Below are 11,239 nucleotides of genomic sequence, written 5' to 3'. Positions count from 1 at the left end.
CGATGGAATGCAACCACAACAAACCTTCTCTTGTGCAAGGCGGGGCTGAATGCCCCGCCGCCGAGAGAAGGTTTGTTTTTTTATATGCGCACCGCCGCCCGGCATGCTGAAATCAGGCCGGGCGTTTCCTCGTGCTGTGGCTCCTGCAGACGGCAATGGCGATGATGTGCCTGGCGGCAATCGCCGATTCCGTGCCTCGCCAGACGGCTACCGCCGGTGCCGGGCCTCGCCAGACAGCAATCGCGGTGCCTTGCCTCGCCTGACGGCAATCACTGTGCCTTGCCTCGCCTGACGGTGATCGCGGTGCCGGGCCTCACGTTCCGTGCCTCGCGGTAATCGTCGATTCCATGCCTCGCCAGACGGCTTTGCGGTTAATCCATCGCTTGTTCGCCGGCTGATACCGGCTTTGTTCCCCCTTTCTTCCCCGCCCGCTTCGCTCCGATGAACATCCGTTTGTTCCACCGGGACAACATATCAAGGATCACGGCGTCAACGAGCCGGTAGAACCCGTGTGCGAATGCCATGATGAACGCCAGCGTTACCGTGAACGTGATCAGAATATTGATGCCATAAGGCAGAACGGCGCTCAGCTGTAAGAACAGGAAGCAGCCGAAAGTGCATAGGATCGTGAAATGAACGAGATAGAGCGAGAACGAGATTTTCCCCAAATACGCGCACCACTTGCTGCCCAGGAGAGCCTGCAGCCGGCTAGAATTCAGCACAGCCGTCAGCACCAGTCCTGCCCCGATCACGTGATAGAACACAAAGAAGTCAAACTTGCTTGATTCCCATAAGAGCACGGCATAAAGGGTGCCGGCTGGATGAATGTACGGATACGAGCCGAAGAACAGGCCGGCGGCGAGCAGGACGGCATTGATCCAAGGACGCCGGACCCGTGCCAGCCGGTCCCTCCCGCTGTGCTGAAGGTCACTCAGCAGCACGCCGATCACAAACGCAAGGTAATAAGAATCGAGCAGCCAGCAGACAAGGGCGGCGTATAGGACAAAGCGGATACGGCGTCTGCCGCAGAGAAGCAAAAACGCAAAAATGAACAGCGAACCGAACAGCTCGTACGTCATCGTCCACAGCACCGGATTATACTGCGCGCCATAGGTGAAAAACGTATGAAACAGCCCCTCCTTCACCATCGTAAGCAGGCTCGCATCCGCCGCAAACGGATCCGGCATCGACGAGCCGGTCAGTCCCCTGACATCGTCGAACATGCCCCAGCCGGCAATCATGCAGACATAGGCGATCACAACCGACGCAAACGCAGGTCCCGCCAGCCGAAAATACCTTCTTATTGCCGCGGAATACAGAATCGTGCGGTCCCCGGTGCGAAAATAGCGCCAGCTCAGCACATAGCCGCTCAGCGCAAAGAACAGGCATACCGAAAAATTGCCGTTAAACAGCAGGTTCAGCGGCGTTTCCGCCAGCATCTCCTCGAATGCGAAATGCCGGATCTCCTCCCGCCCTTCAATCACGGAAGGCATAAACACCTGAACGAAATGGGCGATCACGACAACAAAGGCCGCAAGCCCTCGCAAGCCATCCAAATACACGATTTTTTTCATGGTCTTTAGCTCCCTTTGAAACCCGGCTTACACGAAACCGGCGACTTATGGTTCCAAAGGGGAGGAAGAAGGACGCTGCAAATTTCTTAGAGATCGTCGGGGGGAAGGAAACAGCTTTGACGAAATATGTTTTGAAAGCGTTTTCTTAAAAATCAGGGATACGATCAGGGAGGGAAAAACAATGCGTATTTATTGGAGCCAAGTTGATCTTGAGAAGCTAACGGGATCAGGTGTCGTTTATTTTAACTCAAAGATGGAGATGTTGGAAGGACTTCCTTGCAAAATGTATCGATTGATCCGTCAGCAGAGCTTGTGGACGCACTGCCACGACTATTTTCAAATATGGTACGTGGCCAAAGGCACGTTGTCGCACACGGTGAACAACCGGGCCTATCAGCTGACCAAAGGCGATATCTTCGTCATCCCGCCGTTCACGCTGCACAGCGTCACGATCCCCAAGGACGGAGATTATGAAATCTACGGCTGCGAATTCATGCCTTCGTTTGTGAATGAGCGGTTCGAGGAGCTTCCGGAGGAGGAGGTCTTCTTCGATGCGGCCTTTCTGGGATCGTTTCTGCGCGAGGATACGGATGCCCAGGCCCGGATTTCTTTGGACGGCGGAACCGAAACCGCAGTGCGTAACGTGATGAAGGAGATGCTGATGGAATATGAGCGGCGCGCCCCCTTCTTTCAGCTGACGCTCAAGGCCCAGCTGCTCGTACTGCTCTCCATTCTGGTACGGCAGGTCAACGGCGAGCTCGTCCGGGAAGGATTCGAGAAATCCGAGAAGTACCGGGAGATCATGACCAAGGTGGTCGATTACATTCACCGCCACTACCAGGAGGATTTGAAGCTTCACGCGCTGTGCGATCTCTCGAATCTGTCCAGGTCCACCTTCTGTCAGGTATTCAAGGATTGGACAGGCAAAACCTTCAACCGCTATTTGACCGACCTCCGGATTCTTCAGGCTATGGTCATGCTCAAGCAGGCCGAGCTCTCCGTCACGGACGTATGCTATTCCACCGGATTCAACGAGCTATCCTATTTCTGCCGCATCTTTAAAAAATACACCGGCATCTCCCCGACGGAGTTCCGCAAACAAGCGATCAAGTAGCTTGGCAAATCATACGATAATCCTATTTTTACGCACGATAGTGAAATGAAATGGCGAAATGAAATGCTACGATATCCTACAAATAACGGGATCAGGGCCGGTTATTGGAGCACCAGGACTTGTTGATGGATTGGGAGGGAAATGATCTATTTTTTAAGCAGACAATCTTTAATCGGACTTCGAAAAAGGGGAGGAAGAAGGATGAAGAAGAAAACATGGTTTGGTTTATGGTGTTTGCTGTTATCGATCATGGTCGCCGGATGCTCGGGAGGAAGCGGGAGCACCGCAGAGCCCGGCAAGACAAGCGGCGAAGAACCGGACCAGCCCGCTGCCGCGGATGCCGTGGAGCTGAGCTTCTGGTACGGCTGGACCGGTCCGGAAGCCGAAGCGCTGGAGAAGCTTATCGCCAAATGGAACGAGGCCCATCCGGAAATTCAGGTCAAGGGCCTTTCGCAGAGTGACTACCAGAAGCAGCTGACCGCCATTACGGGAGGCAATCCGCCGGATGTTGCCTCCCAGTTCGGACAGAACGTCGTCCCATGGGGCCTGCGCGGAGCGATGATGCCGCTGGACGATTATATCGCCAAGGACGGGGTCGATCTAGACGACTTCGTGCCTGCAGCGCTGAGCACGTCGCAGCATGAAGGCGCCACCTATGCGATTCCGACGGCCATGCATGTGTCCATGCTGTTCTACAACAAGGATATCCTTAAGGAAGCAGGTTATGACGGCCCTCCGGAAACGCTTGGCGAGCTGAAGGAATACATTCAGGCGCTCAGCATCGTCGAAGACGGCGGCCGACTGTCGCGGCTCGGCTTATGGCCGGGAATGGACGCCTACACGTTCTCCTATGCCTACGGCGGCTCGTTCTATGACGAAGCGGCCAAGCAGGTGACGCCTGACCATGAAGGCATTCAATCGGCCATCAAGCTGTCGAAGGAGATCTGGGACCAATACGGCTCGGATAACCTGGACCGTTTCTCATCGGGACTCGGACAATACATGTCGGCGCAGAACCCGTTCTTCTCGGGCAAGTACGCCATGACGGTCGACGGCGAATGGCTGCCGACCTTCATCAAGCAGTTCGCGCCCGATCTGAATTACGGCATTGCTCCGATTCCATATGACGAGAATCATCCCGAACGCAAAAATCCGGGCAATGTCACGACCAGCGTATTCTACATTCCAAAAGGGGCGAAGCATCCGGACGCCTCATGGGCCTTCATCAAGTGGATGACGGAGCCGGAGCAAATGGCCGAGTTCACGGCGGCCATCGGCAACCTGCCGACCCGGACCTCGGCATTCGCGAGCCCGCTCTACGAGAATGTGCCCGGCTTCAAGGAATTTCTCGATTACTCGGCAAGCGAGAATCTGAAGTCCTTCCCGGCCACTTCCTTCACGAACGAGTACATGACGGAATTCAGCGCCCAAGTGGACGCGATTCTCCGCGGCACGGTCAGCATCGAGGAAGGACTTGCGAACGTGAAGGAAAAAATCCAGCCGCTCGTCAAATAAACCATCATGCACTGATTACGATCTTCGAAATGGAAGGAGTACGCGAAGATGAATGCCTCCGCACCCGTACATTCACCAAGACCTAAAGCCCGCTGGTCGAGGAAGGAACGCCGGTACTTTTGGCTCGGCCTGGCATTCGCCTCGCCTTGGATCGTCGGCTTTCTGGCTTTTACTGTGTATCCGTTCTTCGGTTCGCTCTATTTGAGCCTGACGGAATACGATCTGTTCAGTACGCCTAGGTGGGTGGGACTGCAAAATTACGAAAATATCTTGCAGGATGACCGCTTTTACACCTCTCTCGGGAACACGTTCTTCATGGCTTTCGTATCTGTGCCGATTACGCTGGCGGCATCGCTGCTGATCGCCGTCGTCTTGAACTTCAAGGCAAGGGGAATCAATTATTACCGGACGATCTTCTACCTTCCCTCCGTCATTCCGATCGTCGCCAGCGCCTTGCTGTGGACCTGGATGCTTAACCCCGATTTCGGCTTGGTCAATATGGCGCTGCGGGCCTTCGGCCTGCCCGATCCTGCCTGGCTGCTGGATCCGCGCTATACGAAGCCTTCGCTGATTCTGATGAGTCTGTGGGGCTCAGGAGCCGGGGCCTTGATCTTCCTGGCCGCCCTGCAGGGCGTTCCGAAGCAGTACTATGAAGCGGCGCAGGTGGATGGGGCGGGCGCCTGGCATCGTTTCTGGAAGATTACGCTCCCTGCCCTGTCGCCAATCATTCTGTTCCAGCTCATCATGGGACTCATCGGTGCATTCCAGATCTTTACCGAATCGTATATTCTGGCTGGCGGCAAAGCGGACGGCGGCTCCTTGGGCGGACCGGAACAGTCGCTTCTGTTCTATGCCGTCAATCTGTACCAGGAAGCCTTTGTTTTTCTGAAGATGGGCTACGCGTCGGCCCTGGCCTGGATTCTGTTTATCATCGTGCTGCTGATGACGCTGCTGCTGCTCAAAACATCGGGCCGTTGGGTCTATTATGGAGGTGAGTAACGTGGCCGTCAGATTAAAAGCCGTGCTGCCGTACGTCTTGCTTATCCTGCTATCAATCGTATTCCTGTTCCCGTTCCTATGGCTTGTCATGACCTCGCTCAAGACGCCGGAGGAGATTCTGAAGTTTCCGCCGACGATCTTCCCGGAGAAGGTCCAATGGTCGAACTACCAAGCGGCGGTCGAGGCGATCCCCTTCACGAAATATATGATGAACACGTTCCTGATCTGCATCTTGAACATTATCGGGCAGCTGTTGTCCGCACCGCTCGTAGCCTACTCGATCTCGCGGATCCCGTGGAAAGGGAGAAAGGTCATATTCACCATCGTGGTGGCAACCATGATTTTGCCGGCTCAGGTCCAGATGATCCCGCAGTATATCATCTTTACGAACCTTGGCTGGGTCAATACTATCGTGCCGCTGACGATCGGCGCTTTCTTCGGAGCTCCCTTCTTCATCTTTCTGCTGCGCCAATTTCTGCTCGGCGTGCCGATGGAGCTGTCGGAGGCGGCCAAGATCGACGGCGCCTCGGAGCTGCGGATATACGCCCGGATTATCCTGCCGATTCTGAAGCCGGCTCTAGCCACCGTCGCTTTGTTTTCCTTCGTGTGGTCCTATGTCGATTTCATGGGCCCGCTGATCTATCTGAACGATTCGGCCAAGTGGACGATCACCGTCGGCCTGCAGAGCTTCCAGCAGGATCACGGGGCCCAGTGGGAAAAACTGATGGCGGCTTCCACCATCATGGCGGTCCCGATGATTCTGATCTACTTCTTCGGCCAGAAATACTTCATGAAATCCGGATCCGCCTTAACAGGGTTTAAATAATCTTCGGGAACGCCGTTTTCGGCACTTAAAAGCTCCTTCGCGTCATGGCAGACGCTTAGGAGCTTTTCCCGTTGCATAGCTAGTCCAGCATCAGGTTAATACGGCGTATTCCCCGATTGGGTTGTATTCCCGGAAGCAAAGCCTTTAAACAACGTCGGCACATTCGAGTAGCGCGTGTTGACGATTCGCCCGGTGGAGCTGCTGCTGTCCGTTCGCAGGATCGCGTCCTTCACATTCGAAATGTCGCAATTCTCCACGTTCATCACCACTTTATACGACGTGCCGCCGTTCTGCCGAACCAGCTTTCCGATGTCGTCCGCTCTGAAATTTTGAATGTTGATCGTTCCGGCCGCGTTCATTTGGAACACCTTATCGTACGCTTTATACGCCGCTCCCCCCGAAATGTTGACCGTACCGGACGATTTCAGAGTCAGCGCATCCTCGCCGACATCCTGCCAAGTGACATTTGTGATTGTGCAATTTCCGTAGCAGTGGACGCCGTCTGCCGCAGGCGCGCCGATCACGACGTTTTTCAGTGTCGCGCCCGCTTCCAGCCGGAAGATTGGCTTCTGGTTCTCGGCCTGGCTGCCGTCACCAAGCGTGTCCGGATTCGCCACGTAGGTCTGGCCTTTGCCGTCGAAGGTCTGACCGGCCTCCACGCGGATCGTCTCATTCACTACCGTGGCAGCCTCAGCCGTTGATGGCTGGACGCCATACAACGATATCGCCAAGCCTGCGCATAACATCATGCTTAGAAATTTTTTCATCATCCTCATCCTTTCGCTTCATTTTTCAACAAATTCATCCTTTTGCCATGCATCTGCCTGAAAAATACCGCCCCCTTCCGTTCCGAAGTCGGATATCGTACTAGTACCGATGTGCACCTCGGGCTGATACCCGCAAGCCAAAGATATCAAATTTATTCCATAACAGGTATAATCATCATATTAGGTCGTCGATTAAACATTTTATGTAAAATATAATGATTATTACAAAATGATCGAATCCTCTCATTTCTATCGTTTCTATCATCAATAGACCGCCCTCTAACACGAGGACGGCTTGGGATTTCACATTCTTCGGCTATTTAATCGCAATATAGATCTCGACGACGGGATGGGCAGGATCAGCCGCCTGGAAACGATAACATTCAAAGTCTCCCGAATAGGCTCGTACTTCCTCGGCATTCTGGAAATAACTCCAGATTTCCTGCCAGGCCTGCGGCACCGTTTCCTGGAACAGACCCGGCTTCGCCGGGAATACCAAATATCTGGATTCCGGTATAAAGACGCTGCGCTCTACAATAGCTCCATCTTCTTCGCGCTTAGCGACGTCTGCGCTCCCTGCACGATTCATACGCCCTACACTCTCTACGTCCTTTACGCGCTCTACGTTCTCTATGCTCTCTATGCTCTGGCCTTCCGCACGCCTAACGTGCTCAACCTCTTCGCTGCCCTGCCCATCTCCGAAGATTCCTTCCGTTTCATGGCCAATGACGAGTGTATACGCACCTGAAGCGTCGCTTTCGTAATCCGTATATACCGCATAGACAGCTTGATCACTGCCGGCAACCTCCTTGATCCCGCTCCGGAAATAATGCTCCCATAACCGGGGAATCACGCCGTTTGCCCCCGCCTCCGCTTCGTTTGTCGTCCTTGCACCCGCTCCCCATACGGACATAGCCGGTCTGGATTCGATCCGGCGCTTCTTCTGGCTGCCGATGTTTGTATTCATGATGACGCCCTCCTTTAAGAATTGAATCTATGATCTATTCTAAAGGGGGAACGTGGACAGCTGCCTGTCCGGGTTGCCGTAGCGGTTCAACAAATTTTCCGCCCTTCTCCTGACCTCCTGTGCGGCTTCCTCGGGATGCTCGATTATAACCTGGTCGCCAAAGCTGAGAACCATGCCGTAAAACCATTCGTCCACCTTATGAATGACCCGCACGCGGAAGGAGCCGTCTTCCAAGAGCTCCATTTGCTCTGCCGGGAACACGTCCGCTGCCCGCCGGCGAGCCTTCGGCCCAAACCATAATACAACCTCCTGCTCCGGCACCTCCGACCAGGCATCCTCCCAGTCCATCCGTTCCATCAAGGGCATCGGCCTCGGCTCGAAATGATGGTTCGTTAGCTTTACATCCTGCATTCGCGACACCCGGAACACCCGGGCATCCTCACGCTCCAGGCAGTAGGCTTGCACATACCACACATTTCCCTTCAAAATGAGGGACACCGGCTCCATCGTTCGGCACTCGGCCGTGCCGGATGAATCGATGTAACGCATCGATACGGTTCGCTTTTCCTGGATCGCCTTCTTCAGAAGGCTGACGGTTGCTTTCAAACCTTCCCGCTGTCCCCAAGGCTGAAAATCCATAACGACAGAGGGCCTGCTCCGATCACTTCCCGGTCCGTTTTTTACGTCGCCATGTTCATATGCATCCCCTTTCCCGCAGCCCTGCTCTACCTTGTAAAGCAGCGCCTTCACTTTCTCAAGCAGCATATCCAGCTCGCGGTCATCCAGCGCACGGCTCATTCCTTTGACAGCGGTCACTAGCGAACCCATCTCCTCTGCCGTCAACCAATACCGGTCAATTGTATATTGCTCCATCATCTCAAATCCGCCGGATGTGCCCTGATGGGCAACGATCGGCAGCCCTGCCCGGCAAAGTGCATCCATATCGCGGTAGATCGTTTTCGCGGAGACTTCAAAGCGTTCGGCCAGCTCGCTGGCGCTCCATCTTCCCCGGTTCAAGAGCAGTACGGTTATCGTTAATAAACGATCGATTTTCATCATTCATGTCCTTTCCTGTCCGATTCCTTCCATTATACAAAAAAGCCGCTCCCGGCCGCTGTCTAATCTTAATTCGAGCTTAACGGAACCGCTGCCTGTTAATGCAATCGTTAAGTCAGGTTCACAAGCCATTCAAGTCGGGATGCTATAATGACAGACATGAACCATTATAAGACGGACGCGACATTACAGTATTCGGTCGGCAGGATGAAACGGACGGCTTCCCACAAGCGTAAACAATTACATAGAAGTTCATATGTCATCAGAACTGCCTGATTCTCAAAACATCGAGGAGGAACCAACAATGGATCATCGAATGGACGCCATGCGCCGGTGTCACCCCGACTCTGTTACCATTTCACGCCTGACAGGCTTTATTACCGACGGGGTCATTTTGTTAGCGTCTATCGCTTATCTCGTCGTTGCGGGCATCTTCGGCTGGACCCTGCTGCCGGGGTGGATCGCTATCGGGTTGTTGCTGGCAGGAGCCTGGTTTACCTGGTCGGTGCCGGCCTTCACCTATAAGCAGTTTGGCTTCCGGGTCAGCGAAGAGGAGCTGGAGCTTAGATCCGGCTGGATTTGGCTGAGCGATACGCTCGTTCCGATGACCCGCGTGCAGCACGTTGAATTGGAACGGGGACCCCTGCTCCGCAAATACGGACTTGCCAAAGTCAAGGTAGTTACCGCCGCAACCACGCACGTCATCCAGGCGCTCAAGCTGGAAGAGGCGGAGACTTTGAAGAAGCAGATCGGCGAGCTGGCCAAAGTGGTGGATCATGATGAATGAAGCAAGCAGGCTCCACCGTCTTTACATTCTGTTTCCGCTCGTGAACAGCGTCAAATCGCTCGTACCGCTCGCTGCTTTTGTATCGATCAAGTTCTTTAACGGAAAATCCCTGGACGATGTCCCATGGTACTGGTTATCCGCCGGCATTGTCGCCCTTGCAGCCCTTCTGCTTCTGTACGGATACTTACGCTGGAAACGGTTTGCCTATACGCTGGAAGAGGACAAAATCCTGATACGGCGCGGCGTGTTATTCCGGGAGGAGCTGTCCATATATGCCGGACGAATTCATACGATGAATACCGAGCAGCCGCTGCTGCAGCGCCTGCTCGGGCTGACGCAGATCCGCATCGAGACGCCGGGCAAATCAGAGGATGGCGGTGTGCTTCCAGCCGTAACGGACCACGAAGCGGAACGGCTTCAGCTTTGGCTCCGGGACCGGACACGGGCCTTGCAGCCGGATCGGCCTGCAGCGCAAACGCACGATGTGGCAGCACTTGCTGACGGCGACATCGTCAATGCGGATGGTACGGAGCAGATGATCGAAGGCACTTCCCCACAAGAACGCATGGCGTCATGGGAACGGGATGAGGCTGAAGCATCCGGAAATACGCCGGGAGCAGGCAGCGACGGCGGCTACCCTAACGACCGCGGTAACGTTATTCCGCCTGCATCGGTCTCTCCGGAAGAACGGAGCATTTTGCTTCAGCTGCCGTCTCGCCGTCTGCTTACCGCTGCCCTGTCTTCCCCGAATTTGTCCCTGGCTTTGGCCTTCGTCGGCGGTATCATATCGTTTGCGGATGACCTGCTTCCGGATCAAATATACCAAAGCCTGTTTCAATCGGCAGGGCGGATTCTCCCGGGACACTGGGCAGGCATTGCCATACTTGCCGTCGTGCTGGCCTGGCTGCTGTCCGTCATTCTGTATATGATTAAATACGCCGGGTTTACCGTAGAACGGATCGGCAAGCAAATCTCCGTAAGCTACGGTCTGCTCGAGAAAAAGAGGCTGCTGTTTTCCCCCGAACGGGTGCTGGCTGCCACGGTAAAAGAAGGCATCTTCCGCCGCTGGTTCGGCTATGCCGAAGTGAAGGTGCACGTGCTTACGTCCGAATCGGAGAAGCATTTCATGCTTCACCCGCTGATAAAAACCGCGGACATTCCGGAGCTGCTCGCGCGGGTCACGCCCCAGCTGGGCGTTCAGGCCATTACGGCTTCGCCGCCGCCCCATGCGAAATGGATGTATCTTCGGTGGAAGCTGGCCTTTGCCGCTGCGGTCAGCATCGGATGCATCTGGTACTTCGGCTGGCTCGGCATGCTCTCGTTGCTCCTGTTCCCGTTTGCCATAGGGTGGGGATTGGCGGCCCACCGCGATTCCGGCCTGAACATTACCGGCAAGCAGCTTACGATTCGCAGCAGGTTCCTGGCCCTTTCCACGAAATATATCCGGCGGCCGCAGATCATCGCGATCGAGGTTACCGGCACACGAAGACAGCGAAGACGGGGGTTGCTGTCCCTTCAAGTGAAGATGATATTAAGCGACATTAACGAGAGCCTCGTCGGGATGGACGAACGGGAGATCATGGCCGTCTGGGCTTGGTTCCAAAACAAAAAAGGAGAGAGATCAGCTTCGTGAC

Annotated in this window: 11 protein-coding genes; 7 read left to right on the top strand and 4 right to left on the bottom strand. The window is 54.8% G+C overall.

Going from position 1 to position 11,239, the window contains the following annotated elements; translation table 11 throughout:
• Positions 1-49: 49 nt before the first annotated feature.
• Positions 50-292 (top strand): hypothetical protein, encoded by a 243-nt coding sequence (locus J2Z18_RS23965; protein ID WP_210095464.1) that lies wholly within the window; start codon positions 50-52, stop codon positions 290-292.
• 79 nt (positions 293-371) lie between these two features.
• Here J2Z18_RS23965 and J2Z18_RS23960 read toward each other — a convergent pair whose 3' ends face one another.
• Entirely contained in the window at positions 372-1,574 is a 1,203-nt protein-coding gene (locus J2Z18_RS23960; protein WP_210095463.1) for an acyltransferase family protein, read from the bottom strand.
• 181 nt (positions 1,575-1,755) lie between these two features.
• Here J2Z18_RS23960 and J2Z18_RS23955 point away from each other — a divergent pair, with 181 nt between their 5' ends.
• The 4 genes from J2Z18_RS23955 (at position 1,756) to J2Z18_RS23940 (ending at position 6,028) form a co-directional block, all read left to right on the top strand.
• A complete protein-coding gene (locus tag J2Z18_RS23955) occupies positions 1,756-2,688 on the top strand; it encodes an AraC family transcriptional regulator (protein WP_007131623.1) in 933 nt (310 codons plus the stop codon).
• A 201-nt stretch (positions 2,689-2,889) separates the two neighbouring features.
• Entirely contained in the window at positions 2,890-4,203 is a 1,314-nt protein-coding gene (locus J2Z18_RS23950) for an ABC transporter substrate-binding protein (RefSeq protein ID WP_007131622.1), read from the top strand.
• Positions 4,204-4,251: 48 nt separating this feature from the next.
• Complete coding sequence (locus tag J2Z18_RS23945; RefSeq protein WP_007131621.1) at positions 4,252-5,202, top strand: carbohydrate ABC transporter permease; 951 nt, start codon at positions 4,252-4,254, stop codon at positions 5,200-5,202.
• A 1-nt stretch (position 5,203) separates the two neighbouring features.
• Positions 5,204-6,028, top strand: coding sequence for a carbohydrate ABC transporter permease (locus J2Z18_RS23940; RefSeq protein ID WP_007131620.1), 825 nt, complete (start codon positions 5,204-5,206; stop codon positions 6,026-6,028).
• A gap of 95 nt (positions 6,029-6,123) precedes the next feature.
• On the opposite strand, the gene J2Z18_RS23935 is transcribed toward J2Z18_RS23940, so the two are convergent.
• The 3 genes from J2Z18_RS23935 to J2Z18_RS23925 form a co-directional block, all read right to left on the bottom strand.
• Complete coding sequence (locus J2Z18_RS23935) at positions 6,124-6,795, bottom strand: pectate lyase (protein WP_028404486.1); 672 nt, start codon at positions 6,793-6,795, stop codon at positions 6,124-6,126.
• Between the two features lie 316 nt (positions 6,796-7,111).
• Complete coding sequence (locus J2Z18_RS23930; RefSeq protein ID WP_007131618.1) at positions 7,112-7,762, bottom strand: GyrI-like domain-containing protein; 651 nt, start codon at positions 7,760-7,762, stop codon at positions 7,112-7,114.
• 39 nt (positions 7,763-7,801) lie between these two features.
• A complete protein-coding gene (locus tag J2Z18_RS23925; protein ID WP_312889670.1) occupies positions 7,802-8,821 on the bottom strand; it encodes a helix-turn-helix transcriptional regulator in 1,020 nt (339 codons plus the stop codon).
• A 301-nt stretch (positions 8,822-9,122) separates the two neighbouring features.
• Here J2Z18_RS23925 and J2Z18_RS23920 point away from each other — a divergent pair, with 301 nt between their 5' ends.
• A complete protein-coding gene (locus J2Z18_RS23920; RefSeq protein WP_028404485.1) occupies positions 9,123-9,605 on the top strand; it encodes a PH domain-containing protein in 483 nt (160 codons plus the stop codon).
• A complete protein-coding gene (locus tag J2Z18_RS23915) occupies positions 9,598-11,238 on the top strand; it encodes a PH domain-containing protein (protein WP_007131615.1) in 1,641 nt (546 codons plus the stop codon). Before J2Z18_RS23920 ends, J2Z18_RS23915 begins: the two co-directional genes overlap by 8 nt.
• The last annotated feature ends 1 nt before the right edge of the window (position 11,239 follow it).

Source organism: Paenibacillus lactis (genome assembly GCF_017873605.1).
In the GTDB taxonomy this organism is placed as follows: Bacteria; Bacillota; Bacilli; order Paenibacillales; family Paenibacillaceae; genus Paenibacillus_AQ; species Paenibacillus_AQ lactis.
Note: the sequence above shows the minus strand (reverse complement) of the source record. Positions and strands in the feature narration are given on the sequence as shown.

Coding starts and splice junctions, on each gene's coding strand:
- J2Z18_RS23945 (WP_007131621.1), top strand. CDS start 4,252: ATGAATGCCTCCGCACCCGTACATTCACCAAGACCTAAAGCCCGCTGG.
- J2Z18_RS23960 (WP_210095463.1), bottom strand. CDS start 1,574: ATGAAAAAAATCGTGTATTTGGATGGCTTGCGAGGGCTTGCGGCCTTT.
- J2Z18_RS23935 (WP_028404486.1), bottom strand. CDS start 6,795: ATGAAAAAATTTCTAAGCATGATGTTATGCGCAGGCTTGGCGATATCG.
- J2Z18_RS23950 (WP_007131622.1), top strand. CDS start 2,890: ATGAAGAAGAAAACATGGTTTGGTTTATGGTGTTTGCTGTTATCGATC.
- J2Z18_RS23930 (WP_007131618.1), bottom strand. CDS start 7,762: ATGAATACAAACATCGGCAGCCAGAAGAAGCGCCGGATCGAATCCAGA.
- J2Z18_RS23925 (WP_312889670.1), bottom strand. CDS start 8,821: ATGATGAAAATCGATCGTTTATTAACGATAACCGTACTGCTCTTGAAC.
- J2Z18_RS23915 (WP_007131615.1), top strand. CDS start 9,598: ATGAATGAAGCAAGCAGGCTCCACCGTCTTTACATTCTGTTTCCGCTC.
- J2Z18_RS23955 (WP_007131623.1), top strand. CDS start 1,756: ATGCGTATTTATTGGAGCCAAGTTGATCTTGAGAAGCTAACGGGATCA.
- J2Z18_RS23965 (WP_210095464.1), top strand. CDS start 50: ATGCCCCGCCGCCGAGAGAAGGTTTGTTTTTTTATATGCGCACCGCCG.
- J2Z18_RS23920 (WP_028404485.1), top strand. CDS start 9,123: ATGGATCATCGAATGGACGCCATGCGCCGGTGTCACCCCGACTCTGTT.